This is a genomic window from Acidovorax sp. GBBC 1281 (assembly GCF_028473645.1).
Lineage (GTDB): Bacteria > Pseudomonadota > Gammaproteobacteria > Burkholderiales > Burkholderiaceae_C > Paracidovorax.
Window position 1 is genome coordinate 5129520 of the sequence record NZ_CP097269.1, and the last position, 26082, is coordinate 5155601.

Genomic DNA, 26082 nt, shown 5'->3' on the forward strand with positions numbered 1-26082 from the left:
TGCCATGAGCACTCCTGAAGTCGTGCGCGAAGCGCAAACCACCGCTGCCTACAACCCGCTGGCCAAGCAGAAGGCAGCCGCCAAGCTGTCGCGCATTCCGATCAAGGTCGAGCAAGGCGAAGTGCTCAAGAAGCCCGAGTGGATCCGGGTGAAGGCGGGCAGCCCTACCACGCGCTTCTACGAGATCAAGGACATCCTGCGCGAGAACAAGCTGCACACGGTGTGCGAGGAAGCCAGTTGCCCCAACATCGGCGAATGCTTCGGCAAGGGAACGGCCACGTTCATGATCATGGGCGACAAGTGCACGCGCCGCTGCCCGTTCTGCGACGTGGGGCATGGCCGACCCGACCCACTGGACAAGGACGAGCCACTGAATCTGGCCAAGACCATTGCTCAGTTGCGGCTGAAGTACGTGGTGATCACCAGCGTGGACCGCGATGATCTGCGCGATGGCGGCAGCGGGCACTTCGTGGAGTGCATCCAGCACATCCGCACCCTCTCCCCCACCACCCAGATCGAGATCCTCGTGCCGGACTTCCGCGGACGGGATGACCGCGCGCTGGAGATCCTCAAGGCCGCGCCGCCCGACGTGATGAACCACAACCTGGAGACGGCGCCACGCCTGTACAAGGAAGCCCGGCCCGGCAGCGACTACCAGTTCAGCCTGAACCTGCTCAAGAAATTCAAGGCACTGCACCCTGGTGTTCCGACCAAGAGCGGCATCATGGTGGGCCTGGGCGAGACGGACGAGGAGATCCTCCAGGTCATGGCCGACATGCGTGCGCATGACATCGACATGCTGACCATCGGCCAGTACCTCTCGCCCTCCAACAGCCATCTGCCGGTGCGCCGCTATGTGCACCCAGACACGTTCAAGATGTTCGAGGAAAAAGCCTACGAAATGGGTTTCAGCCATGCGGCGGTGGGTGCGATGGTTCGCTCCAGCTACCACGCAGACCAGCAGGCGCACGCGGCCGGCGTGTAACACCCGGATCGCAGGAACAGAAGGCCTCCGGTTGAAGCCCGCAGCTTAGGACGTCGCGGGCGATTCCGCAGGCGGTGCGCTGACGGTGAAGCCGATGCGCGTAACCTGCGCCGTGCTGCTGGCAAAGGTTTTTCCGCCATGCATTCGCGCGATGGCGTCCACGATGGCCAATCCCAGGCCGTGGTGCTGGTCCGAACCATCGCGGGCCGATGTCGCCCGGTAAAAGCGCTCAAACAGCCTGTCGAGCGCCTCCGGTGCGATGCGGGGGCCCTCATTTTCAACGGCGATCTCCGCGCCGTCGCCCCACGGGCGAATGGCCACGACGATGGTGGATTCCTTCGCCGCATAGCGGATGGCATTGCCCAACAGGTTGGACAGAGCCCGGCGCACCAGCGGCACGTCCACCGCTGCGGTGGCTTCCCCCACGACCTTGCCCCGCAATCCAGCGTCCTCCATCAAGGCTTCATGGAACTCCAGCACGGCGCAGGCCTGCTCTGCAAGGCGGGCCGGCTGCCGTGAGCGCAAGGACTCTCCGCGATCGGCCCGCGACAGAAATAACATGTCGGCCACGATGCCTGAGAGCCGCCGGATCTCTTCCAGGTTCGACACCAGCAGCAACTGCATGTCCTGGGCGGAGCGAGGGCGGGCCAGCTCGACCTCCGCCGAGGCAATGAGGTTCGCCAGGGGCGTGCGCAACTCGTGGGCCACATCGGCATTGAAGGCCTTGGACTGCGAATAGGCCTGTTCGACCCGGGCCATGAGCGCATTGAATTGCACGATCCAGGGACGAAGCTCCTGGGCGAATTCAAGAGGATCAATGGGCACACTGGCAGCGTCCGGCGTGATGCGGGCGGTTCGCTCCGCCAACTTGCGCAGCGGCCGAAGGCCATGGCGCACGAGCAGCGCCCCCGTCAGCGAGACCAGCAGCGTGCCCAGCACCACGGCCAAGGCCAACGTCCCGCCCAGCCGGCGCAGAAGGCGCGCGTCCTGCGTCGTGTCGATGCCGATGCGCACGTTGAAGGGGGAGCCGCTGTCTTGCGGCGCCACCTGGTGATCGGCCCAGACCCATTCGCCCGAAGTGGCCGGGGTGGAGCGGAACACCTGCGCGCCATCGCGGCCGATGGACACGCTCACGTTGCCATGGGAGGAAAAGTAATCCTCCAGCTTGTGCTGCAAGGACAGCGCCCCGCCACCTTGGCTGCGCTCGTTCAGCAGATGGGATGCCAGTCGTGCCTGCTGATCCAGCTCCTCCTGCGCCTTCTGTCGAAAATTCCACGCCGTGACGACATAGACGGAGACGCAGAGCACGCTGAGGCCGATCAGCGTCTGCAGGGCCAGCCAGAGGGACAGCCGGCGCTGTATCGATGACGGAAAAGGACTCATGGCGTTCCCCGGTCCTCCAGGACGTAGCCCATTCCGCGCACCGTGTGCAAGAGCCGTTGCGCAAAAGGATCGTCCAGCTTGCTGCGCAGGCGCCGCACGGCCACTTCCACCACATTGGTTTCGCTGTCGAAGTGCATGTCCCACACTTGCTCGGCGAGCGTCGTTCGGGACAGCACGCGCCCCTGGCGGCGCATCAGCAAGGCGAGCAAGGCGAACTCCTTGGCGGTCAGGTCGATCCGCACGCCTTCACGGTGGCATTTGCGTGCAACCAGATCGAGTTCCAGGTCGGCCAGTTTCAACACGGTGTGCTCCTGCAGCGGCCCCCTGCGCTGCAAGGCCTGCACCCGCGCCAGCAGTTCGGAGAACGCGAAGGGCTTGACCAGATAGTCGTCAGCGCCCTGCTGCAAACCTCTGACGCGATCCTCGACCTGATCGCGGGCCGTGACCATCAATACGGGCACGTCCTTGCCCTGCCGAATGGCGGCCAGCACGCCGAAACCATCCACCCCGGGCAGCATCACGTCGAGCAGGATGACCGAGTAATCGCCCTGCGTGGCGAGGTACCGGCCCTGGATGCCGTCCCTGGCAATGTCCACCACGTAACCGTTTTCTTCCAAGCCTTTTTTGACGTAATCGCCCAGCTTGGGCTCGTCTTCGATGACCAGTATGCGCATCGGGCCATCGTATCGCCCGGGGACCGATTGAAAGATGACGAATTCGTCATCTTGCCGTCGGTGAATCGGTCGACTGGGTTTTTACAGTGACTTCACGCCGGCACAACGTTCGGCTGCATCCCGGTCCGGCGGTTCGGGCCGGATGCCCAACCCAGGAGATTGACCATGACCCGTTCCCCCGCCGTTTTTCTGTTCGCCGCCATGTCGGCTGCATGGGTGCCCTTGAGCGCTTCGGCGGCTAGCACCTTGCACAGCGCGCCCACCGAAGCCGGCTACACCGTGCATCCGCAGCATGCCGCCCAGGCAAAGTCGCGGGCGCAGGTCCTGTCGGAGCTGGCCACTGCCCGCACCGACGGCACCCTGGTGGCCATGCAGTGGGGCCTGGAGGTGCCCAGCAAAGAGGCCAATGCCCCGAGCGCGCTGACACGCGAGCAAGTGCGCCTGGAAGCCGAGCGCGCCGCCAAGGGCAACCTGCTGCGCTATGGCGACCATTGAGCCCGCCTCCGCACCCATGCAAATGCCAATGCAGGGCGCCTGTCCACCCGGAGGCTTCGGGCAATGCCCAGCCCCGTGCCAGGCCCTTGCGGCCCACCGATATACTGCCGCCCGATGCGCCGCTGGCTGATGATTCTTTTGCTTTTCGCGATGCCGTTCCAGCTGAGCTGGGCGGCCGCCGCAGGCTATTGCCAGCACGAAAGCAATGCCAGCGCCTCGCATTTCGGGCACCACGAACACCACCACGTCGCGGCCACCAGTGCGTCGGCACAAGACGCCGATACGCCTTCGGACCCCTTGCCGGGAGGTCCGGACAATGATTGCCTGACCTGCCACACCTGCACGGTGCAGCCCCTGGCCCATACCGCCAACGTAGCGGCCACGGCCGGTCCCGCCGCCCGGCCCCCGTCCTTCACCGAGTCCTATCGCTCCCACGTGGGAGGCATTCCCACGCGCCCTGCCTGGCCCGCGCTCGCCTGATTCGGCGAGAGACACGGCACGGCCTTCCCTCTTTGATCACAGCCCTTCGCTGAGAACTCTCGCCGAATTCGTCCGCCCGTTGTTGTTGCAACCCAGGAGAATTCGATGCACAGGCATTTCGTGTCGCTGGCCGCCATGGCTTTCGCGGCATTTCCGGTCTTTTCGCACAGCCAGACCACCCCGCTTCCTCCCCCGTCCACGGTGCAGCCACGCACCGTGGAATCGTCCGAGCCCTTGAGCCTTGCCACCGCGGTGGCACTGGCATGGCAGAACAATCCCGACCTGTCTGCCGTGGCGCGTGCGCGCGATGCGGCGGATGCTGCCATCCGGCAGGCGGGCGCACGGCCCAATCCTGTGCTGGAGACCACGGTGGAGGACCTGCGGCAGGAGCGCCGCACGACGACCGTGCAGATCAGCCAGCCGATCGAGCTGGGCGGCAAGCGAGCCGCCCGCATCACAGCCGCCGAGCGGGCGCGGGACCAGGCCGCCGCCGCCGCCCTGGCACGCCGATCAGAGCTTCGCGCGGGCGTGATCACCGCCTTCTTCGAAGTCCTGGCCGCGCAGGAGCGCGTCCGCCTGGCCCAGGACTCGGTCACGCTGGCACAGCGGGCGGTGCATGCCGCGGCCAACCGGGTGGCGGCCGGCAAGGTCTCGCCACTGGAGGAAACGAAGGCCAAGGTGGCCGAATCCGGCGTGCAGGTGGAGCGTTTGCAGGCCGAGGGCGCCCTGCGAACCGCAAGGCAGCAATTGGCCGCGCTGTGGGGCAATCCGAAGCCCGCCTTCGCCCATGCCGTGGGACAGCTCGATGCCTTGCCCACCCCACCGTCCAGCCTGGAGATCGAGCAGCGGATGCATGGCGCACCCTCTTTGGTTCAGGCACGGCTGGAAGTTGATCGGCGCAGTGCGCTGACGGCCCTGGAGCAGGCCAAGCGGGTGCCTGACATCGCAGTGACGCTGGGCAGCAAGCGAAGCCCCGACGTGGGCAGAAACCAGTGGGTGGTAGGCGTGTCCATTCCCCTGCCCATTTTCGACACCAACCAGGGCAACCTGGCCGAAGCGTTGAGCCGCGAGGAGCAGGCACGCGACGAACTGCTGTCCACCGAACTGCGCACGGCCTCCGAAGCGGCGGCGGCATTGGAGACCCTCCATGCGTCGCGCATCGAGGCCGAAACACTGCAGCGCGACGCCCTTCCCGGCGCGGAGAGCGCCTACCAGGCCGCGACCAAAGGGTTCGAACTGGGCAAGTTCAGTTTTCTGGAAGCCCTCGATGCGCAGCGCACGCTGCTGCAGGTGCGCACGCAGACGCTGCGCGCCCTGGCCGCCGCGCACCGCGCCGCCAGCGACCTGGACCGCTTGCTGGGGCATGCCGGCGACGACCTGCCCTCCCCCATTTCATTTGCCCGCTGAAAGACCACCATGAACCAACGACTGAACCCATCGACCGGCAAAGCCGGCAAGCGCCAATGGTGGGTGGTGGCCGCCATCCTGTTGGTCACGCTGATCGCCGGCGCCCTGATCCTGCGGGGCAGCCCCGCCTCCTCCCAGGGCGGCCATGCCGAGGCAGATGGCCATGCGTCCCATGTGGAGGAAACGTCCCATGGCTCCCCCGGTGAGAAAAGCGCCAGCCAGGATGCCCACGCAGAGGAGGAAGCGGCCAAAGGACCGCATGGGGGCCAGCGCTTCACGGAAGACGGCTTCAGCCTCGAGGCAAAAGTGTCGGAAGACGGCGGCCCCCCGCATCTCGCAGTCTGGCTTTCCGAGCAAGGCAAGCCGGTGAAAGCGGATGCCGCCCAGTTGTCCGCCACGCTGACGCGACCGGGAGGGGAACGGGAAACACTGTCGTTCACCGCCGATGGCGAGGGATTGAAGAGCGTACAGGCCATCGAGGAGCCGCATGTGTTCGAGATCGTCCTCTCCATCCAGAAGGATGGCCGTGCATACGCCTTCACGCTGCACCAGGAAGAGGGAAAAATTCCCCTGACGGAGGCGCAGGCCAAGGCCGCCGGCATTGCGATCGACACCGCGGGCCCGGCGCGCATCCGTGCCACGCTGCAGTTGCCGGGCGAAATCAAATTCAACGAGGACCGCACGGCCCACGTGGTGCCGCGGCTGGCGGGCGTGGTGGAAAGCGTCTCGGCCCAGCTCGGACAACAGGTCCGCAAGGGGCAGGTGCTGGCCGTGCTGTCGAGCCCGGCGCTGTCGGAGCAGCGCAGCGAACTGCAGACCGCACAGCGCCGGGCCGAACTGGCCCGGACCACGTACGAGCGCGAGAAGAAGCTGTGGGAGGAAAAAATCGCGCCGGAGCAGGACTACCTGCAGGCGCAGCAGTCTCTGCGCGAAGCGCAGATCGCGGTCGCCAATGCACAGCAGAAGCTCTCTGCCATCGGTGCCACGCCTGCCGCATCGGCCCTGGGCCGCTATGAACTGCGCGCGCCTTTCGACGGCATGGTGGTCGAAAAGCACCTGTCGCTGGGCGAGTCCGTGAAGGAGGACGCCAATGTCTTCACCCTCTCCGACCTGTCCACCGTGTGGGCCGAAATCAGCGTGGCCGCGCAACACTTGCCGTTGGTGCGCGTGGGCGAACGGGTGACCGTGCGCTCCACCGCGTTCGATGCGAAGGCAGAGGGCGAGGTCTCCTATGTCGGCGCCCTGATCGGCGCGCAGACGCGCATGGCCACGGCCCGCGTGGCGGTGGCGAATCCCCAGAAGGTCTGGCGGCCCGGACTGTTCGTGGAGGTCGAATTGGTGTCGTCCGAAGCGACACCGCCGGTCACCGTGCGAACCGATGCGGTGCAGACCGTCGATGACAAGACCGTGGTCTTCATCCGGGCCGAAGGCGGCTTCATTGCCCAGGCGGTGCAACTGGGCCGCACGGATGGCCAGCGGGTCGAGATCGTCAAAGGGTTGGCAGCCGGTACGGCCTATGCCGCGGCAGGCAGCTTCGTCGTGAAATCCCAGCAGGGCAAGAGCTCAGCGTCGCACTCGCACTGAAGGTGGACCATGTTTGAACGTGTCATTCAGTTTTCCATCGCGCAGCGCTGGCTCGTGATGCTGGCCGTGCTCGGCATGGCAGCCCTGGGTCTCTACAGCTACCAGAAGCTGCCCATCGATGCCGTGCCGGACATCACCAACGTCCAGGTGCAGATCAACACCGCGGCGCCCGGCTACTCCCCCCTGGAAGTGGAGCAGCGCGTGAGCTTTCCCGTCGAGACCGTCATGGCGGGGCTGCCCGGGCTGCAGCAGACCCGCTCGCTGTCGCGCTACGGGCTGTCGCAGGTGACCGTGATCTTCCAGGACGGCACCGACATCTACTTCGCGCGGCAACTCGTGAACGAGCGCATCCAGTCGGCCCGCGGCCAGATGCCGGAGGGCGTTCACCCGGTCATCGGCCCCATATCGACAGGCCTGGGGGAAATCTACCTTTGGACGGTGGAAGCCCAGGACGGGGCCCGCAAGCCGGACGGCCAACCCTACACCTCTACGGACCTGCGCGAGATCCAGGACTGGATCATCAAGCCGCAACTGCGCAACGTACCTGGCGTGACCGAGATCAATTCGATCGGTGGGTATGCCAAGGAGTACCAGATCGCACCCAGCCCCGACAAGCTGCTGGCGCATGGCCTCACGATGGGGGATCTGGTCACCGCGCTCGAACGCAACAACGCGAACGTGGGAGCCGGGTACATCGAGCGCCGCGGAGAGCAATACCTGATTCGCGCTCCCGGGCAGGTGAAGTCGATGGACGACCTGCGCAACGTCATCCTCGGCAATGCGGGCGGCGTGCCGCTGCGCGTCAGGGATGTGGCCGAGGTCGGGCTGGGCCAGGAGCTGCGCACCGGCGCCGCCACCGACAACGGCCGAGAGGTCGTGCTGGGCACGGTGTTCATGCTCATCGGCGAGAACAGCCGCACGGTCTCCCAGGCCGTGGACCGCAAGATGAAGGAGATCAACCGGACCCTGCCCGCCGGCGTGCATGCGGTGACGGTGTACGACCGCACGGTGCTCGTGGACAAGGCCATCGCCACCGTGAAGAAGAACCTCTTCGAGGGCGCGGTGCTGGTGATCGTGATCCTGTTCGTCTTCCTGGGGAACATCCGCGCGGCGTTGATCACGGCCATGGTCATCCCACTGTCGATGCTGTTCACCTTCACCGGCATGGTGAACCAGAAGATCAGTGCCAACCTGATGAGCCTGGGTGCGCTGGATTTCGGCATCATCATCGACGGCGCGGTGGTAATCGTGGAGAACTGCGTGCGGCGCCTGGCCCACGCACAGCAGCACAAGGGCCGGCCGCTGACGCGGGCGGAGCGTTTTCACGAGGTGTTCGCGGCGTCGCAGGAAGCACGGCGGCCGCTGCTGTTCGGCCAGCTCATCATCATGATCGTGTACCTGCCGATCTTCGCGCTCACGGGGGTGGAGGGCAAGCTGTTCCATCCGATGGCGTTCACGGTGGTCATCGCGCTGGTCGGTGCGATGGTGCTGTCGGTCACCTTCATTCCTGCCGCCGTCGCGCTGTTCATCGGCAAGACGGTGGGCGAGAAGGAAAACCGGCTCATGGGCTGGGCCCGCCGCGCCTACGCGCCGCTGCTGGACCGCGCCATGGGCGCCAAGCCTGTGGTCATCGCACTGGCACTCGCGGCCGTGCTGCTGTCCGGCCTGCTGGCAACGCGCCTGGGCACCGAGTTCGCGCCCAGCCTGGGTGAAGGCGATTTCGCCATGCAGGCGTTGCGCATTCCCGGCACCAGCCTGTCGCAGTCGGTGGCGATGCAGCAGCAACTGGAGAGCACGCTGAAGGCGAAGTTTCCCGAGATCGAGCGGGTTTTTGCCCGCACCGGAACGGCCGAGATCGCGTCGGACCCGATGCCGCCCAACATCTCGGATGCCTACATCATGCTCAAGCCGCAGGACACCTGGCCTGCGCCGGCCCGGTCGCGAGAGCAGCTCCTTGCGGCCATCCAGGCCGAGGTGGAGCAACTGCCGGGCAACAACTACGAGTTCTCACAGCCCATCCAGTTGCGGTTCAATGAACTCATCTCCGGCGTGCGCAGCGATGTGGCGGTGAAGATCTTCGGTGACGACATGGCCGTGCTCGACCAGACCGCCCAGAAGGTCGCAGAAGTGCTCAACCGCATCGATGGCGCCACTGAGGTCAAGGTGGAGCAGACGAGCGGCCTGCCGGTGCTGACGGTGAACATCGACCGCGCCAAGACCGCCCGCTACGGACTGAATGTGGGCGATGTCCAGGAGGCCGTGTCGATTGCCGTGGGCGGGCGCGAGGCCGGCACCCTTTTCGAAGGCGACCGGCGCTTCGGCATCCTCGTGCGGCTGCCCGAGCACATCCGGACCGACCTGGAGGCCATCCAGCGGCTGCCGGTCGCACTGCCTCGCAGCGGCGACGCCGCAGACGCCCGCGCCCGCTTCATCCCGCTGAGCGAAGTGGCCACGCTGCAGTTGGCACCAGGCCCCAACCAGGTCAGCCGGGAGGACGGAAAACGCCGAATCGTCGTGAGTGCCAACGTGCGGGGCCGGGACCTGGGCTCCTTCGTGGCAGAAGCGGAACAGGCCATGCAGGCGGTCCAGATCCCGGCGGGCTACTGGACAGCGTGGGGCGGCCAGTATGAAAACCTGCAGTCGGCCACCCAGCGCCTGCAGGTGGTCGTGCCGGTCGCGCTGCTGCTGGTCTTCACGCTGCTGTTCGCCATGTTCGGCAATGTGAAGGACGGGCTGGTCGTTTTCACCGGCATCCCGTTCGCCCTCACCGGCGGCATCGTGGCACTGTGGCTGCGCGACATCCCGATCTCGATCTCGGCCGCGGTCGGATTCATCGCGCTGTCGGGCGTCGCCGTGCTGAACGGGCTGGTGATGATCTCCTTCATCCGCGGCCTGCGCGAGGGCGGCATGCTGCTGGACACTGCCATCCGTGAGGGGGCGCTCACCCGATTGCGGCCCGTGCTCATGACGGCGCTGGCGGCCTCGCTGGGCTTCGTTCCCATGGCCATTGCCACCGGCACCGGAGCAGAGGTGCAGCGGCCGCTGGCCACAGTGGTCATCGGCGGCATTCTGTCCTCGACCGCGCTCACGCTGCTGGTGCTGCCGCTGCTGTACCGGATCGTGCACCGGCGCAGCGAAGAAGAGGTTGCCCAAGCCGCCGCCCACTTGCCGTCTACGGCCTGAGCACGCCTGCCTGCCGGCCTCTGCGGGCCGGCGGGCCTCGCTCAGTTCACCGTCAGCTTGCCGGGGCCTGCGTTGGACAGCACTTTCGCCTTGACGCTCGAGGCGGCGTCCAGGGTGTAGCCGCCCGCATAAGGAATCGTCCAGCCCGCTGCAGCAAAGCCGCATTGGGCTGCGAGACCGAGCGCAACGCCGTTGAGCAGCGACCCGGTATCGCGGATGGCACCCGTCCTGGAAGCCCCACCAGGGTTCTTCACCACATCGGCGCAGGTGGCCGCGCCGGGCACTTCGAACACGTTGTTCTCCGAGAGAATCTGCGCCTTGTAGCCCACGCCCAGGCTGTAGTTGTGCTTGTAGGGCGCGTCCGATTTGCTGCCGGTGTAGTAGTTGTTGTACACGTGGACCCTGCCGTAACGCACGCGGGGCGCGCGCTCCACGACCTGGCTGTAGAGGTTGTGGTGGAAGGTCACCGTGAGATGGCCCTCCTCGTCGGTGCTGCTGTCCGAGGCGCCCACCAGGTGGGTTTTGTCGTGCCGGTCGAACACGTTGTTGGACACCGTCACGTAGTCGCTCGCGTGGATCACGTCCAGCGCACCGTCGTGGCATTGCTGGGGCTGGCCCTTTTCGATGGGTGCCTGATCGTCGGTGACGGGCGCGTCGGTGAACCGGTTGTGGTCCACCCAGATGCGTTGCGAACTGTAGATCGTGACCGCATCGAAGTCGGAGTTCCACCGCCCCTCGCTGCTGCTCCAGACCGGCGACAAATCGCAGGGAGCGACGATGGTCAGATTGCGCAGGATGACGTTGGAAACCCGCTTCATCAGGATCGAGGCGTTGACGATCCGGGCATCGCTTCCGGCCCCGATCAACGTGGTGTTGCTCGGAATCGTGATGAGGTTGCGCGCAGCCTGATCGGCCCGGCTGGTGAAAGGCCCTCCGTTGTCCGCGGCGGCCATGTCGATGGTGCCGTACACCACGATGATTTTCGGTTGGGCTCCGCCCGCGCTGAGCGCGGCATTCAACTGGGATGGCGAACTGACCTTGCTCAGGTACTTCGCCGTGGCGCCCGCGCCGCCCGTGGTGCCGCCGCCCTGGCTGGCCCAGCCGTCGGGCGGTGCCGTGTCGGTGGTGTTGTCGGCATGCGCCGCGCCGGAAAGCGCGGCGATCAAGAGTGCAGCGAGAGAGCGTTGAATCACGATGGAGTCCTTTGGATCGGAAGAACAGAGCGCCACGAACCCCGGCCCCTCTGGCGCGGGGACGGCCATTCACCCCGTGACTGTGGCAACGCGCAGCCCTGTCCTCGTCGCACCGACCCGAAGCACCTGCCGACCAAGCGAACTCGGCCCCTGGATGCGGGGCTCACACGGCGAGCCGATACCCCACGCCGGTCTCGGTCAGCAGATGGCGCGGCTGGGCCGGGTCCGCCTCCAATTTCTGGCGCAGGTGGCCCATGTAGATGCGCAGGTAGTGGTTCTGGTCCGAACGCATGGGACCCCACACCTCGCGCAGCAGCTGCCGCTGCGTGATCACGCGGCCCGCATTGGCCACCAGCACGGACAGCATGCGGTACTCGGTGGGCGTGAGGTGCACCTCGGCATGGCCGCGCCGCACCACCCGAGCGTTCCGGTCCACCTCGATGTCGCCGAAGCGGAACACGGGCTCCTCGGCCACCGGGGTGAGCCCGTTGCCGCTGGCGGCGCGCGGGCGGCGCAGGTTGGCGCGCACACGCGCCAGCAGCTCGCCGGTGCCGAACGGCTTGGTGAGGTAGTCGTCGGCGCCCGCATCCAGGGCTGCGATCTTGTCGGCCTCGTCGGTGCGGGCCGACAGCACGATGATGGGCACCGCCGACCAGCTGCGCACGTCGCGGATCAGCCCCACGCCATCGCCATCGGGCAGCCCCAGATCGAGCACCAGCAGGTCCGGCTGCCGCGTGCCGGCGGCCGACAGCCCCTCGCGCAGCGTGGCCGCCTCATGCACCTGCCAACCCTCGGCTTCGAGCGCACTGCGCACGAAGCGGCGGATCTGCGGCTCGTCCTCGATCACGATCACCGTTCGCAAGGCCAGGGTCATGGCATTTCCGGCGCACCGGGCTCCAAGGGGTCGTCCAGGGGAAGCGGGGGCTCGTCGCGCCGCGGCAGGGTCACGGCGAACTCCGCCCCGCCGCGCTCGGCGCTGGCGGCGGAGATGTCGCCGCCGTGCGCCTGCACCACCGCCTTGCAGATGGCCAGCCCCAGGCCCACGCCGGGCGTGGCCGACTCCGACTGGCCACGCGTGAATTTCTCGAACAGCGTGTGCTCCTGCCCTCGCAGCGCCACCGGCAGGCCCGGCCCATGGTCGCGCACGGCCAGCCGCAGCGTGGTGGGCGTGGTGCTGGCGGACACCTCGATGGGCGGCGCGCCGTATTTGGCGGCGTTTTCCAGCAGGTTGACCAGCACCCGCTCGATGAGCACGGCATCGAATTCCACCAGCGGAAGGTCCGCCGGCAGGTGCGTGACCACCGGCAAGCGCCCCAGCGCAGGGCGTGCCGCCCGGATCGCGGTGCCCACCACCTCCTCGACCGACTGCCAGTCGCGCCGCAGGTTCACGCTGCCGCCGGCAATGCCGCTCTCCAGCCGTGCCATGTCGAGCAGGTTGCTCACCAGCGCGTGCAGCTGATGGGCCTGCGCCACGATGGCGCGGCCGGCCTCGGCCTGGCCTTCGGCCGACTGCGCGGGCAGCGATTCCGCCAGCGCGATCAGCGCGGTGAGCGGGGTGCGCACATCGTGCGAAATGGCGCCCAGCAGGGCATTGCGCAGGCGCTCCGATTCCATGTCCACCACCGCGCGCTGCGCCACGTCCACATAGTGCACCCGCTCCAGGGCGATGGCGATCTGCCGGGCCAGCGTATCGAGCTGCTGCGCCTGCTCGGGGATCAGCAGCCAGCGCGGCTGCACGGGCTCCAGCGCCAGCACGCCCCGCACGCGCATGGGTGCCTTGAGCGGCACGTAGCGCCAGGTCTGTGCGGCCAGCGTGGCCGTGGCCAAGCCGGCGCTCTGGCCCTGGCGCAGCGTCCAGTCGGCCACGTTCGCGTCGAATCCGGGTGGCAGCCCCTCGGGCATGGTCAGACGGTCGCTCTCGTCCAGCGCGAGCACCGCCGCGCGCCCGCCGAAATGCTTTTGCACCGCGGCAGCACCGATGGCGGTGATCTGCTCCACCTGCAGCGCTGCGGACAGTTCGCGCGTGAGGTCGAACAACGACTGCGCGCGCCGCTCGCGGCTCGCCGACACGCCCGCAGCAAAGCGCAGCCCCGCGGTGAGCTGCCCCACCAGCAGCCCCACCATGAGCATGACCCCGAAGGTGACGAGGTACTGCACGTCGCTCACGGCGAACGACATGCGCGGCGAGACGAAGAAGAAATCGAACGCCAGCACGTTGACCAGCGCCGCGAGGGCCGCCGGCGCCCGGCCGAACCGCATGGCCACGCCCACCACCCCGAGCAGGTACAGCATGACGATGTTGGCCAGCTCGAACACCCCGGACAGCAGGTGGGTGAGCAAGGTGACGGCCACGCTCACGGCCAGTGACCACACGAAGCCCGGCCAGCGGGCCGGCTGGCGCTCCTCGCTGTCGAGCGCTTCGGTGCCGGCCCGCCCCCAGTCCGCCTGCGCGAGTCGCCGCGAACTGCCGGCGCGCCCGGCCTCCACGATGTCGAGGGCCGGGGCCGAAGCGGCCAGGACCTGCGCCACGGGCCGTGCGGGCCACCAGCGCCGCCAGCCGGCGGCCTGGGCCGGGCGACCGACCACGAGCGTGGCGCAGTTGAGCCGGTGCGCATGCTCCGCCAGCACCGGAGCGACCTCGCCACCGGTCAGCACCGCGGTTTCCGCGCCCAGGCCCTCCGCCAGCTGGAGCACGGCCAGCACGCGGTCCCGGCGCCGGGCATCGAGCCGCTGCAGCCGCGGCGTTTCCACATAGGCGGCGTGCCAGCGCACATTGAGCTGGCCGGCCAGCCGCGCCGCGGTGCGCACCGTCTGGGCCGCATCCTCGCCGGGCCCCACGCAGGCCAGCAAGGCGCCGGAGGTGTTCCAGGCCGGTGGCACGCGGTCGCCGCCCGCGCCGGACTGCTCCACGCGCCAGCCGCGCACGTCGTCCTCGACATGCTCGGCCGTGCGCCGCAGCGCGATCTCGCGCAGCGCGATCAGGTTGCCCTTGCGAAAGAAGTTCTGCGCCGCCCGCTCGGCCTGCTGCGGCAGGTAGACCTTGCCGGCGGCCAAGCGCGCGGCCAGTTCGTCCGGTGTGGCATCGACCAGCACCACCTCGTCGGCTTCGTCCAGCACCGTATCGGGCACGGTTTCGTGCACGCGCACGCCGGTGATGGCGCCTACGGTGCCGTTCAGGCTTTCCAGGTGCTGGACGTTGAGCGCGGTCCACACCTCGATTCCGGCGGCGAGCAGCTCCTGCACGTCCTGCCACCGCTTGGCATGCCGGGACCCGGGCGCATTGGAGTGCGCCAGTTCGTCCACGAGCAGCACGGCCGGCTGGCGCGCCAGCGCACCGTCGAGGTCGAACTCGGTGCGCTGGCGGCCCCGGTGGTCCAGGCTGCGCAGCGGCAGCACGGGCAGGCCCTCGACCAGCGCGGCGGTCTCGCTGCGGCCATGGGTCTCGACCACCCCGATGAGCACGTCGCGCCCCGCCTTGCGCTCGCGCTGCGCCGCGCTCAGCATCGACCAGGTCTTGCCCACGCCCGCGTTGGCACCGAAGTAGATGCGCAGCTTGCCGCGCTGGGTGCGCTCTTCCTCCGCGCGCATCTGAGCGATGAGCGCATCGGGGTCCGGGCGGGCGATGTCAGGCATGGGCGAAGCAACGTGTGGGCCCTATTGTGGCGGGCGTTGCGCCGGGATCGGCGCACGCGCCATGGGGCTCACCGCTCGGCATCGAGCGCGAGATTCAGGGCGAGCACGTTCACGCCCGGGTCACCGAGGAGCCCCAGGAACGGGGCATCGGTGTGCGCGTCGATCAGGGCCTGCACGCGCTCCACCGGCCAGCCCCGCGCCTTGGCCACGCGACTGGCCTGGTAGCGCGCGGCGGCGGGGCTGATGTGCGGGTCGAGCCCGCTGGCGGAAGCCGTGACCAGGTCCACCGGCACGGGCGCGGCATTGCCGGGATCGGCCTCGCGTAGCGCCTGGACGCGCGCGGTGACGGCTTCCGTGAGGGCGGGGTTCAGCGGGCCCAGGTTGGAGCCGCCCGACGCGCTGGCGTTGTAGGGCATGGGCGCGGTGGCCGAGGGGCGGCCCCAGAAGTGCTTCGGGTCGGTGAAGTTCTGCCCGATCAGGGACGAGCCCACGGCCTGCCCGCCGCGCAGCACCAGGCTGCCCGCGGCCTGCTGCGGAAACGCGGCCTGCGCCACGCCCGTGACGATGAGTGGATAGACAACGCCCGTGATCACGCTCAGCAGCACGAAAAGAGTCAGCGCGGGACGGAGGATTTTGGTCATGTCGATGCTTCCTTGCACAGTTCAAACGAGGCCCACGGCCACCAGCACCCAGTCGATGAGCTTGATGCCGATGAACGGCACCACCAGCCCGCCCAGGCCATAGATCGCCAGATTGCGGCGCAGCAGCGCGGCGGCGCCCACCGGGCGATAGCGCACGCCCTTGAGCGCCAGCGGGATCAGGAACACGATCACCAGCGCGTTGAACACCACCGCCGACAAAATGGCCGAGGAAGGGCTCGCCAGCCGCATCACGTTGAGCGCGGCCAGCTGCGGATAGGTGGACACGAAGATCGCCGGAATGATGGCGAAGTACTTGGCCACGTCGTTGGCGATGGAGAACGTGGTGAGCGAGCCGCGCGTCATCAGCAGGGCCTTGCCGGTCTCCACCACCTCCAGCAGCTTGGTGGGGTTGGAGTCCAGGTCCACCATGTTGCCGGCCTCCTTGGCGGCCTGCGTGCCGCTGCCCATGGCCACGGCCACGTCGGCCTGGGCCAGTGCCGGTGCATCGTTGGTGCCGTCGCCGGTCATGGCCACCAGGCGGCCCTCGGCTTGGTACTGGCGGATCAGCGCCAGCTTGTCCTCGGGCGTGGCCTCGGCCAGGAAGTCGTCCACCCCCGCCTCGGCGGCGATGGCCGCGGCGGTCAGCTTGTTGTCGCCCGTGATCATCACCGTCTTGATGCCCATGCGCCGCAGCTCGGCGAAGCGCTCCTTGATGCCGGTCTTGACGATGTCCTTGAGCTCGACGACGCCCAGCACCTGGGCGCCCTCGGCCACCGCCAGGGGCGTGCTGCCGCGCCGCGCCACGTCGTCGGCCGCGCGCACCACCTCGGCCGGCACGCTGCCGCCCAGCGCCTGGATGTGGCGCACCATGGCCTGCACCGCGCCCTTGCGCAACGCCACCTCGGGCGCGCCGGCCGTGGCGGGCAGGTCCACGCCGCTCATGCGCGTCTGCGCCGTGAAGGGCACCAGGCGCACGCCGGGCGCCGCGGCCTCGTCGGGCACGCCGCTGCGGCGCGCCAGCTCGACGATGCTGCGGCCCTCGGGCGTCTCATCGGCCAGGGACGCGAGCATGGCGGCGCGCGCAAGGCGCTCCTTGGCCACGCCGGGCGCCGGCAGGAAAGCGCTCGCCTGCCGGTTGCCGTGCGTGATGGTGCCGGTCTTGTCCAGCAGCAGCACATCCACGTCGCCCGCGGCCTCCACCGCGCGTCCGGAGGTGGCGATCACGTTGGCCTGCATCATGCGGCTCATGCCCGCCACGCCCACGGCCGACAGCAGGCCGCCGATGGTGGTGGGAATCAGGCACACGAGGAGCGCCACGAGCGCGGTGAGCGACACGACCGTGCCCGCTCCCGACGCACCCACGCTGAAGATCGAGAACGGCAGCAGTGTCACGGTGACCACGAGGAACACGATGGTGAGCGCCACCAGCAGGATGGTGAGCGCCACCTCGTTGGGCGTCTTCTGGCGCTTGGCGGCCTCGACCATGCCGATCATGCGGTCCAGGAACGACTCGCCGGGGTTCACCGTCACGCGCACCACCAGCCAGTCCGACAGCACCCGGGTGCCGCCCGTGACGGCCGAGAAGTCCCCGCCCGACTCGCGCACCACCGGCGCGGATTCGCCGGTGATGGCGCTTTCGTCCACCGAGGCCACGCCTTCGATGACCTCGCCGTCCAGCGGAATCACGTCGCCCGCATCCACCTGCACCACGTCGCCGCGGCGCAAGTTGGTGGTCTGCTCGGGCAGGAAGGTCGCGCCATGGCGCGGCTCGGCGAGCTTCTTGGCCCAGGTGTCCTTGCGCAGGCCGCGCAGCGATGCGGCCTGCGCCTTGCTACGCCCTTCCGCCAGCGCTTCGGCGAAGTTGGCGAACAGCACGGTGAACCACAGCCAAACGGCGATGGCCAGCACGAAGGCTGGGCGCATGCCCGTGTCCTCGGGCACGGTGAGCGCATGCAGCCACAGCAGGGTAGTGAACAGGCTACCGATGAACACGATGAACATCACCGGATTGCGCCACTGCACGCGGGGATCGAGCTTGGCGAACGACTGCCACAGCGCGGGCTTGACCAGCGCCGCATCGAACAGCGACAGAGAAATGGATGTCTTGGGGGTAGTCATATCAAGGCCTCACTGGGTCCATAGCATCAGGTGTTCCACGACGGGGCCGAGCGCCAGGGACGGAACGTAATTGAGCAAACCCACCAGCAACACCGTGGCGATCAGCAGCGCCACGAACAGCGGGCCGTGCGTAGGCAGCGTGCCCGACGTGGCGGGTAGCCGCTTCTTGGCTGCGAGCGAGCCTGCTATGGCCAGCACCGGCACGATCACGCCGAAGCGCCCGAACCACATCGCCAGCGCCAGAAGCACGTTGTAGAACGGCGTGTTGGCGGACAGGCCCGCGAAGGCGCTGCCGTTGTTGTTGCCGGCCGAGGTGAGGGCATAGAGGATTTCGGAGAAACCATGCGCACCCGGGTTGGCGATGCCCGCCTTGCCGGCCTCGGCGATCACCGCCACTGCGGCACCCACCAGCACCAGGATCGGCGTGACGAGGATGGCCACCGAGGTGAGCTTCATCTCGCGCACTTCGATCTTCTTGCCCAGGTACTCCGGCGTCCGGCCGATCATCAGCCCCGCCATGAACACCGCGAGGATGGCGAACACCAGCATGCCGTACAGGCCCGTGCCCACGCCGCCGAAGACCACTTCGCCCAATTGCATCAGCACCATCGGCACCAGCCCACCCAGCGGGGTGAACGAGTCGTGCATCGCGTTCACCGCGCCGCACGAGGCGGCCGTCGTCACGGCGGCGAAGAGTGCCGATGCGGTGATGCCGAAGCGCACTTCCTTGCCCTCCATGTTGCCGCCGGACTGCAGCGCCGTCGCCGCCTGGTCCACCCCCAGCGCGGCGATGCGCGGGTTGCCGGCCTGCTCGGCGGGAATGACCACGGCCACCGCCACGGCGAACATCAACGTCATGGCCGCCAGGATCGCCAGGCCCTGGCGCGGATCGCCCACCACCCGGCCGAACGTGAAGCACAGCGCGGCGGGGATCAGGAAGATCGCCAGCATCTGCACGAAGTTGGTCAGCGGCGTGGGGTTCTCGTACGGATGGGCCGAGTTGGCATTGAAGAAGCCCCCGCCATTGGTGCCCAGCATCTTGATGGCCTCCTGCGATGCCACCGGCCCCATGGCCAGCGTTTGCGTGGCGGTGCTTGCGCTCTCCGTCACCGGGTTGCCGGCCGCGTCTTTCACGGGCTGCCCGTCGGCCGTCAGCTTCGGGTTCTGGTAGGCCGTGGCCTCCAGCGTGGCGACGTCCCGGGACGGCGAGAAGTTCTGGATCACGCCCTGCCCCACCAGAAACACGGCGATCACCAGAGACACCGGCACCAGCACCCAGGCGTTGATGCGCACCATGTCGGCCCAGAAGTTGCCCACCAGCCCCTGGCCGTCGGTGCGGCGCGCGGCAAAGCCCCGGGCCAGCGCGAAAGCGACGGCGATGCCCGTGGCCGCCGACAGGAAGTTCTGCACCGACAGCCCCAGCATCTGCGTGAGGTAACCCATGGTGCCCTCGCCCGCATAGCCCTGCCAGTTGGTGTTGGAGACGAAGCTCACCGCGGTGTTGAAAGCCGAGTCGGGCGACACGGCGGCCATGCCTTGCGGGTTGAGCGGGAGCCAGGCCTGCAGGCGCTGCAGGCCGTACACGACCACGGCGCCGATGGCATTGAACGCCAGCAAGGCCAGCGCGTAGTGGCGCCAGTGCATGCTCTCTTCGGGCCGCACGCCGGCCACGCGGTACAGCGGTGACTCGGCGCGGTGCATCCACTGCGGCAGCCGGCCATCGCAGATCGCGGCCAGCCATCGGCCCAGGGGCCAGGCCAGCACGAGGAGCACGAGAAGGAAAAGGGCCAACAGGCCCCAGGCGGACGCGTCCATGTCAGAACTCCTCGGCGCAGATGAGCGCGAACACCAGGTACGCGAACAGGACGACGGCCACGATGGCGCCGAAGCCGTAGAGCACGTCGAGCGCGATCACCGCGATGCTCCCTTGGGGCCGTCGAACCGGCCCAGCAGCACCACGGCCTCCGCCATGGCCACCCACAGCGCCACGAGCGCTGCAATCCACACGATGTCCATCTCTGACTCCTGCATCAAAACGATGGAATCGATTCTCGGAAGGCGGCCGTAAAAAGGGTGCACAGACTGGGGCATGGGGCGTAAACGCGCCGTAAAAACGCACGGCGGCGGGGTGCCGTTACCGATTCTTGATGGGCGGAGCCATGCTTTTGACACCGTTTTTACGGGTGCCTGCCTACGCTTTGCGCTTTTCCAACGACCGCGTGAAGCCATGACGACCCCTTTTCCCGTTTTCCGAGCCCTTCCCCTGGCCGCCGCCCTGTGCGCGGCGCTGCCGCTGCTGGCCCACGCCCAGTTCACCGGCAACATCGCCCTCACTTCGAACTACAAGTTCCGCGGGCAGGACCAGGACATGCTCCGTTCGAACCAGTTCGCCAAGACCGGCGCCTTCAAGCCGGCGGTGCAGGGCGGAGTCGACTACGCCTTCGGTGACAGTGGCTGGTACGTGGGCAACTGGAACGCCAGCGTGAACTGGCTGCGCGGCAACCACCTGGAGAGCGACCTCTACGGCGGCTACAAATGGAAGGCCGGTGCCACCGATCTCGACGTGGGCGCCCTCGCCTACCTCTACCCCGGCAACCGCAGCGGCAACACCACCGAGCTGTATGCCAGCGCCACCCATGCCGACGAAGCCCTGGGCACGTTCACGCTCAAGTACTCGCACACGGTGTCGGACGACTATTTCGGCTATGCGGGCGCCCGGACGGGCTCGGGCCTGTCGGGGCGCAACACGGGCTATGTGAACCTGGCGTACAGCCACGCGCTGGGCGCGCAGCTCAGCTTGAAAGCCGCCATCGGCTATACGCGAATGGCCGGAGACATCCGCCGCCTGGGATGGCCCAGCTACGTCGATTACCAGGTCGGAGCGGCCTACGACTTCGGCGGCGGGCTCTCGCTCACCGGGGCATTGCAAGGGGCCAACCGGCAGGCCGCCTATGCGGCCGCCACCGGCCCGGCAGCGGATGCCGCGCGCTACTCGCCCAACAAAGGGCGCCTCATCGTCACGCTGGCCCAGGTTTTCTGACGGGAGCACCGCCGGCAAGGCTGGCGCAGCGGCATCCGGTCAAACAGGCCCGACGCCAGGAGATTCATTGCCTCCTTAGCTATTAAATTTATAGCAATCTATTCGGCCAGCAGCGCGGCCGGGTCGTCCGAGGCGAGCACGCCCTGCGCCCACGGCCCGAGCTTGCGGGTGTCGGCGCGCAGCACCTCCTGCTTGACCGCGAGGATCTGCGCCGGGTGCATGGAAAAGCTGCGCAGGCCCAGGCCCAGCAGCAGCCGCGTCATGGAGACGTCGCCTGCCGTCTCACCGCACACGCACACGCTCTTGCCCTGGCGCTCGCCCTCGGCAATCACCTGGGCCACCAGCTGCAGCACGGCGGGGTGCAGGGGGTCGTAGAGGTGGGCCACGGCCTCGTCGGCGCGGTCGATGGCCAGGGTGTACTGGATCAGGTCGTTGGTGCCGATCGACAGGAAGTCGAAGTACTTCAGGAAGCTGCGCACCATGAGCGCGGCGGCCGGCACCTCGATCATCGCCCCCAGTTGCACCGGCCCATGCGCCACGCCGCGCGCATCCAGCTCGGCGCGGGCCATCTCCACCTGGGCGAGGGTCTGCTGGATCTCGCTCACGTGCGCGAGCATCGGGAACAGCAGGTTCACCGGGCCATGCACGGCCGCGCGCAGCACGGCGCGCAGCTGCGTGCGGAACATGGCCGGATCGGCCAGGCTCCAGCGGATGGCGCGCAGGCCGAGCGCGGGGTTCAGGTAGCTGTCCTTGTAGCCCTTGTCGAGCGGCTTGTCGGCCCCCACGTCGATGGTGCGCAGCGTGACGGGCATGCCGTTCATGCCCTGCACCGCCTCGCGGTAGGCCTGGTACTGCTCTTCCTCACCCGGCAGGTGGCCGTTGCGCCCCATGAACATGAATTCGCTGCGGAACAGGCCCACGCCCGCAGCGCCGCCGCGCAGCGCAGCGGCCGCGTCGGCAGGCTGCTCGATGTTGGCCAGCAGCTCGATCTTCTGCCCATCCAGCGTGACCGCCGGGGTATGGCGCAGGCGCGACAGGCGCTCGCGCTCCAGCGTGGTCTGGCGCTGGCGGAAACCGTATTCGGCCAAGATGATGGGCGACGGGTCCACGATCATCACGCCGGCATCGCCGTCGATGATGACCCAGTCGTCCTGCCGCACCAGCTGGCTGGCGGCGCGCGCGCCCACCACCGCGGGGATGTCCATGCTGCGCGCCACGATGGCCGTGTGCGAGGTCTTGCCGCCCACGTCCGTCACGAAACCGGCGAACACGCTCTTCTTGAACTGCAGCATGTCGGCCGGCGACAGGTCGTGGGCCACCAGCACGAGGGGCACGTCCACCGTGTCGTCCAGCAGCAGGTCCTGCTGGTTGCTGCGGCGGGGGCTGCTGGGCGGCGGCGCCACCGGGCTGGCCACGCCTTTCATGTGGCGTAGGACGCGTTCCACCACCTGCTCCAGATCGGCCTTGCGCTCGCGCAGGTACTCGTCCTCCATCTCGTCGAACTGGCGCGCGATGACCTCCAGCTGGGTGGTCAGCGCCCATTCGGCGTTGTAGAGGCGGTCGGTGATCCAGTGCTTGACGCCGCTCACCAGCGCCTCGTCCTGCAGCAGCATCATGTGCACGTCGAGCAGCGCCGCCAGTTCGGGGGGCGCATCGTGCGGCATCTCGGCCTGCAGGCGCTGCAGCTCCTCCACCACGGCGTTGCGGCCGTTGCGCACGCGCACGATCTCCGCGCCGACCTGGTCCGCGTCGATGAAATAGTGCGCCACGTCCACGCGGCTCGACGCGACCAGCACGGCGCGCCCGATGGCGATGCCGCGGGCGACCGCCAGACCGTGGACGGCGAACGTCATGGCGCTGGCGCTCCTGGCCTGCCCGCGGCGCGCGCAGGCTGGCAGGCGGCGCGGCAGGCGATCAGCGCGGGCCGCACATCACTCCCCTTCGCCGAACTTGCCGTCAATCAGGGCCCGAAGCGCATCCATGGCTTCCTGCTCCTGCGCGCCGTTGGTCTCCAATTCGACCGTCGAGCCCAGCCCCGCGGCCAGCATCATGACGCCCATGATGCTTTTGGCATTGATGCGCCGCTCGCCCTTGGCCAGCCAGACATCGCACGGAAAACTGCCTGCCAGCTTCGTGAGCTTGGCGGACGCCCGGGCATGCAGGCCCAGCTTATTGCTGATGGTGATGGTCGTCTTGATCATGGTGGGAACGTCGTATCTGGTTCTGCGGGGCCGAGATCGCCACCTGCATCACGCCCTGGGTGCCGCCGACCACCGCGCGAGAAACGAGCGCCTCCAGCGGTTCGTGCCGGTAGCTCACGGTGCGCAGCAGCATGGGCAGATTCACACCGGTGACCAGCCGCGAATGCTCGCCATCCACCAGGCGCTGCGCGACGTTGCACGGCGTGGCGCCGAATACGTCGGTCAGCACCAGCGTGGGCGAATCGCCTTCGTGCGAGGCCAGCAGGATGCGTGCGGTGGCCAGGGTCTCTTCGGGCGGCGTGTGGGGATGCACGTCGAACGCGAGCACCTCCTCGCCACAGTCGGGAAACACATGGAGAGCGCACTCGCGCAGCGCATGGGCCAGCGGGGAGTGGGCGATGATGAGGATGCGCGTGCTGCTCATGGGGCAATGGAGTGAACCGCATTATGGCGCCGCGTGCAGCCCTCGATGGGCATTCGCAGCCCGCGCGCGAGGCCTGAGGAAGGAGAGGCGACTCCGATCATGGCAGCGCCAGTCCGGCAAAGAACGTGTCCGCGACCGCCATGCGCGGGGCGGCCGTATAGACCACCGCGTGGTACAGACGCGCCTGCCGCCCTTCCATGCGGGCAAACCAGACGGCTTGCGCGGTCACCGCACCGCCGTCGCTGCGCCGCCCCTGGGCTTGCAGCCGCACCGACTGCGGCAGGGCCAAGGCACCGGCCGGCACGAAGGCAACAGCACCCGCTTCGGCATCCCCTGCCGCCGGCGCCTGCATGCGTGCCAGCACCGCCGCCCGCCACTGCGCGAGGACAGCGCCCGCCTGCGAGGGGTCTTCGACCACCATGTGCGAAACGGCAAACGTCGCGCCATCGGCCTCGCAGCCCACCATGGCCAGATCCGCGGGCCGCCCACCCAGATCCACCGGCCGTGTGGCGTGATCCGGCTTGCAAGGCAGCAGCACCGTGAGGCCGGCGCTTTCGAGTGGCACGCTGCGCCAGTTCAGCGCGGGGCTGCAGCCGGCGAGCAGCAGGGCCAGCGCAGAGGCGATACCAATTGGGCAATGCATCCGCGCATTATCCGGAGTGCCGCAATGGGCCTGCCGTGGCAAGCCGGTCCGGGGCCTCGGCCTCGCAGGATCAGCGAACTTTCGCAGGGCCTTGCGCTCCATCACCCCGAAGATTCGGACCGTCCGGCAAAATGTCGACAGACAGCTGCACGCACCGTGCAGACACAGGTGGAAAGAGCGCAATGGGCATCAAGCATTGGTTGGGCGCCGCGGCAGTGGCGGCATTCGCAGGCATCGGCGCCTTCGTGTTCCTGGGCGCCGGCACGTCCCAGGCACCGCAGTCGACCTTTGTGCTGCTGGACGGCTCCAAGAAGACCACCGCCGATCTGCACGGCCAGGTCACCCTGGTCAACTTCTGGGCCACCAGTTGCGTCACCTGCGTGGCAGAGATGCCCGAGGTCGTGGCGACCTACCAGAAGTACCGGGCACAGGGCTTCGACACCTTGGCCGTCGCCATGAGCTACGACCCACCGAGCTATGTGGTGAATTTCGCCGAAACCCGCCAACTGCCGTTCAAGGTCGCCATCGACAACACCGGCGCGGTGGCCCAGGCTTGGGGTGACGTCAAGCTCACCCCGTCCACCTTCATCGTCAACAAGCGCGGCGAGATCGTCAAGACCTATGTCGGGGCTCCCGACTTCCCCGAGCTCCATCGGCTCATCGAGCGCCTGCTGGCAGAGACCTGATCCCCGCTCCACGGCTTGGGCGGCCAACCGCCGGTTGAATGGGCCGGGCAGAGCCCGCTACACTGGCAACTCCTTCGTTCCTAGCAACCGCCTGTGGACCAGCCCTCCGTGGCCCTGCTGACGCCGACCCTTCCGGCTGAGATGGACGCTGTGCGCGACATCTTCCGGGAATATGCCGACAGCTTGGGCATCGACCTGTATTTCCAGAACTTCGAGGCCGAACTGGCCACTCTGCCGGCGGACTATGCACCGCCGCGTGGCCAGCTCCTGCTGGCGGAAGTGGACGGTGCCATCGCGGGCTGCTGTGCCCTGCGCCCCATGGACAACGCCGATTACCCCAACGCCAGCGAAATGAAGCGCCTGTATGTGCGCAAGGCATTCCGCGGTTTCGGTCTCGGCCGGCAACTGGCAGAGGCCATTCTCGATGCGGCGCGGCAAGCGGGATATGCCTGCGTGCTGCTCGATACGCTTGATGGCATGGAATCGGCTCGTGCGCTGTATGCCGACCTGGGCTTCGAAGAAATTCCGCCCTACTATCACAACCCCATCGCAGGGTCGCACTACCTCAAGGCGGATATCGATTAAGGCACAGCGAGCGCGCGAAGGGGCGGAGCATCCCGGCGCCTTCGCCGCCATGGCCAGCGTGGTGCTTGGCACAACGGTCCGTATCGACCCCGGGGACCGTCCTGCCATCACCAGCGCCATGCGATGAGGTCACCGAACAAACCGCATCGCGCTGGACACGGAACGGGCAATTTTCTCTCCCGTCCCCGAACCAACGGCACCTTTTGTGTTCAGCCCTTGGCCTGTGCCAACAGCGTCGCCGCGTCGCTCACTTCGAACTTGCCGGGCGCTTCGATGTTCAGCGATGCCACCTTGCCATCTTTCACCAGCATCGAATACCGATTGCTGCGCAGGCCCAGACCCTTGCCGTTCAGATCCAGCGTCAGGCCCGTGGCCTTGGCAAAAGCAGCATCGCCGTCCGCCAGCATGCGCACCTTGCCCTGGGTCTTCTGATCGCGCGCCCAGGCGCCCATCACGAACGCGTCATTCACGCTCAGGCACCAGATCTCGTCCACACCCGCAGCCTTGAAGGCCTCGGCCTGCTCCACATACCCAGGAACATGCTTGGCGGAACAGGTCGGCGTAAAGGCACCTGGCACGGCAAATAGCGCGATGGTCTTGCCGGTGGTGGCCTGGTCCACTGCGACAGGGTTGGGACCGAGGCTGCAACCGTCGCCTTCGACTTCAGAATATTCCATCAAGGTGATGGCAGGCAGGGTTTCACCGACTTTGATCATGCTGGGCTCCT

At 67.8% G+C, this 26082-nt stretch carries 23 protein-coding genes; 9 read left to right on the forward strand and 14 right to left on the reverse strand.

What is annotated here, in order from left to right:
- The first annotated feature begins 4 nt into the window (after window positions 1-4).
- Complete coding sequence (lipA, locus tag M5C96_RS24050) at window positions 5-985, forward strand: lipoyl synthase (protein ID WP_272565787.1); 981 nt, start codon at window positions 5-7, stop codon at window positions 983-985.
- Between the two features lie 45 nt (window positions 986-1030).
- Here the strand turns inward: lipA and M5C96_RS24055 are convergent, their stop codons facing one another.
- Window positions 1031-2368, reverse strand: a complete 1338-nt coding sequence (locus M5C96_RS24055) for a heavy metal sensor histidine kinase (RefSeq protein WP_272565789.1) — start codon at window positions 2366-2368, stop codon at window positions 1031-1033.
- Window positions 2365-3042: a heavy metal response regulator transcription factor gene (locus M5C96_RS24060; protein WP_272565791.1), complete on the reverse strand. Its 678-nt coding sequence runs from the start codon at window positions 3040-3042 to the stop codon at window positions 2365-2367. The genes M5C96_RS24055 and M5C96_RS24060 overlap by 4 nt, the downstream gene beginning before the upstream one ends.
- Window positions 3043-3207: 165 nt before the next feature.
- On the opposite strand from M5C96_RS24060, the gene M5C96_RS24065 reads away from it, so the two are divergent.
- From M5C96_RS24065 to M5C96_RS24085, 5 genes are all read left to right on the forward strand, one after another.
- Window positions 3208-3537 (forward strand): DUF4148 domain-containing protein, encoded by a 330-nt coding sequence (locus M5C96_RS24065; protein ID WP_272565794.1) that lies wholly within the window; start codon window positions 3208-3210, stop codon window positions 3535-3537.
- Between the two features lie 114 nt (window positions 3538-3651).
- The gene (gene czcI, locus M5C96_RS24070) at window positions 3652-4017 is read left to right on the forward strand and encodes a cation efflux protein, CzcI family (protein WP_272565796.1); all 366 of its coding nucleotides are present in this window, start codon (window positions 3652-3654) and stop codon (window positions 4015-4017) included.
- Between the two features lie 105 nt (window positions 4018-4122).
- Window positions 4123-5424, forward strand: a complete 1302-nt coding sequence (locus M5C96_RS24075; RefSeq protein ID WP_272565799.1) for a TolC family protein — start codon at window positions 4123-4125, stop codon at window positions 5422-5424.
- A gap of 9 nt (window positions 5425-5433) precedes the next feature.
- On the forward strand, window positions 5434-7008 hold the full coding sequence (locus M5C96_RS24080) for an efflux RND transporter periplasmic adaptor subunit (protein WP_272565801.1): 1575 nt from the start codon (window positions 5434-5436) through the stop codon (window positions 7006-7008).
- A gap of 9 nt (window positions 7009-7017) precedes the next feature.
- A complete protein-coding gene (locus tag M5C96_RS24085) occupies window positions 7018-10191 on the forward strand; it encodes a CusA/CzcA family heavy metal efflux RND transporter (protein ID WP_272565803.1) in 3174 nt (1057 codons plus the stop codon).
- Between the two features lie 41 nt (window positions 10192-10232).
- Here the strand turns inward: M5C96_RS24085 and M5C96_RS24090 are convergent, their stop codons facing one another.
- The 7 genes from M5C96_RS24090 to kdpF form a co-directional block, all read right to left on the reverse strand.
- A complete protein-coding gene (locus M5C96_RS24090) occupies window positions 10233-11384 on the reverse strand; it encodes a pectate lyase family protein (protein ID WP_272565804.1) in 1152 nt (383 codons plus the stop codon).
- A 163-nt stretch (window positions 11385-11547) separates the two neighbouring features.
- On the reverse strand, window positions 11548-12258 hold the full coding sequence (gene kdpE / locus M5C96_RS24095) for a two-component system response regulator KdpE (RefSeq protein WP_272565805.1): 711 nt from the start codon (window positions 12256-12258) through the stop codon (window positions 11548-11550).
- On the reverse strand, window positions 12255-15017 hold the full coding sequence (locus M5C96_RS24100; protein ID WP_272565806.1) for a DUF4118 domain-containing protein: 2763 nt from the start codon (window positions 15015-15017) through the stop codon (window positions 12255-12257). The genes kdpE and M5C96_RS24100 overlap by 4 nt, the downstream gene beginning before the upstream one ends.
- 68 nt (window positions 15018-15085) lie before the next feature.
- Window positions 15086-15658 (reverse strand): potassium-transporting ATPase subunit KdpC, encoded by a 573-nt coding sequence (gene kdpC / locus M5C96_RS24105; protein WP_272565807.1) that lies wholly within the window; start codon window positions 15656-15658, stop codon window positions 15086-15088.
- A gap of 21 nt (window positions 15659-15679) precedes the next feature.
- On the reverse strand, window positions 15680-17776 hold the full coding sequence (kdpB, locus tag M5C96_RS24110; RefSeq protein ID WP_272565808.1) for a potassium-transporting ATPase subunit KdpB: 2097 nt from the start codon (window positions 17774-17776) through the stop codon (window positions 15680-15682).
- 9 nt (window positions 17777-17785) lie between these two features.
- Window positions 17786-19591, reverse strand: a complete 1806-nt coding sequence (kdpA, locus tag M5C96_RS24115) for a potassium-transporting ATPase subunit KdpA (RefSeq protein WP_272565810.1) — start codon at window positions 19589-19591, stop codon at window positions 17786-17788.
- Between the two features lies 1 nt (window position 19592).
- Window positions 19593-19691, reverse strand: coding sequence for a K(+)-transporting ATPase subunit F (gene kdpF / locus M5C96_RS24120; protein ID WP_272565812.1), 99 nt, complete (start codon window positions 19689-19691; stop codon window positions 19593-19595).
- 312 nt (window positions 19692-20003) lie between these two features.
- Between kdpF and M5C96_RS24125 the strand changes: the two genes are divergently transcribed.
- Window positions 20004-20816, forward strand: coding sequence for a TorF family putative porin (locus M5C96_RS24125; RefSeq protein ID WP_272565813.1), 813 nt, complete (start codon window positions 20004-20006; stop codon window positions 20814-20816).
- A 98-nt stretch (window positions 20817-20914) separates the two neighbouring features.
- Here the strand turns inward: M5C96_RS24125 and ptsP are convergent, their stop codons facing one another.
- From ptsP to M5C96_RS24145, 4 genes are all read right to left on the reverse strand, one after another.
- A complete protein-coding gene (gene ptsP / locus M5C96_RS24130; protein ID WP_272565815.1) occupies window positions 20915-22669 on the reverse strand; it encodes a phosphoenolpyruvate--protein phosphotransferase in 1755 nt (584 codons plus the stop codon).
- 78 nt (window positions 22670-22747) lie between these two features.
- Window positions 22748-23017: an HPr family phosphocarrier protein gene (locus tag M5C96_RS24135; protein WP_272549631.1), complete on the reverse strand. Its 270-nt coding sequence runs from the start codon at window positions 23015-23017 to the stop codon at window positions 22748-22750.
- Complete coding sequence (locus tag M5C96_RS24140) at window positions 22986-23441, reverse strand: PTS sugar transporter subunit IIA (protein WP_272565817.1); 456 nt, start codon at window positions 23439-23441, stop codon at window positions 22986-22988. The genes M5C96_RS24135 and M5C96_RS24140 overlap by 32 nt, the downstream gene beginning before the upstream one ends.
- A 97-nt stretch (window positions 23442-23538) precedes the next feature.
- Window positions 23539-24084, reverse strand: a complete 546-nt coding sequence (locus tag M5C96_RS24145; RefSeq protein ID WP_272565818.1) for a hypothetical protein — start codon at window positions 24082-24084, stop codon at window positions 23539-23541.
- A gap of 182 nt (window positions 24085-24266) precedes the next feature.
- Between M5C96_RS24145 and M5C96_RS24150 the strand changes: the two genes are divergently transcribed.
- Together M5C96_RS24150 and M5C96_RS24155 are read left to right on the forward strand one after the other, a co-directional pair.
- Window positions 24267-24770: a TlpA disulfide reductase family protein gene (locus tag M5C96_RS24150; RefSeq protein ID WP_272565820.1), complete on the forward strand. Its 504-nt coding sequence runs from the start codon at window positions 24267-24269 to the stop codon at window positions 24768-24770.
- Window positions 24771-24863: 93 nt separating this feature from the next.
- Window positions 24864-25355, forward strand: a complete 492-nt coding sequence (locus M5C96_RS24155; protein WP_272565821.1) for a GNAT family N-acetyltransferase — start codon at window positions 24864-24866, stop codon at window positions 25353-25355.
- Window positions 25356-25564: 209 nt separating this feature from the next.
- Here the strand turns inward: M5C96_RS24155 and M5C96_RS24160 are convergent, their stop codons facing one another.
- Window positions 25565-26071, reverse strand: a complete 507-nt coding sequence (locus M5C96_RS24160) for a peroxiredoxin (protein WP_272565822.1) — start codon at window positions 26069-26071, stop codon at window positions 25565-25567.
- Between the last annotated feature and the right edge of the window lie 11 nt (window positions 26072-26082).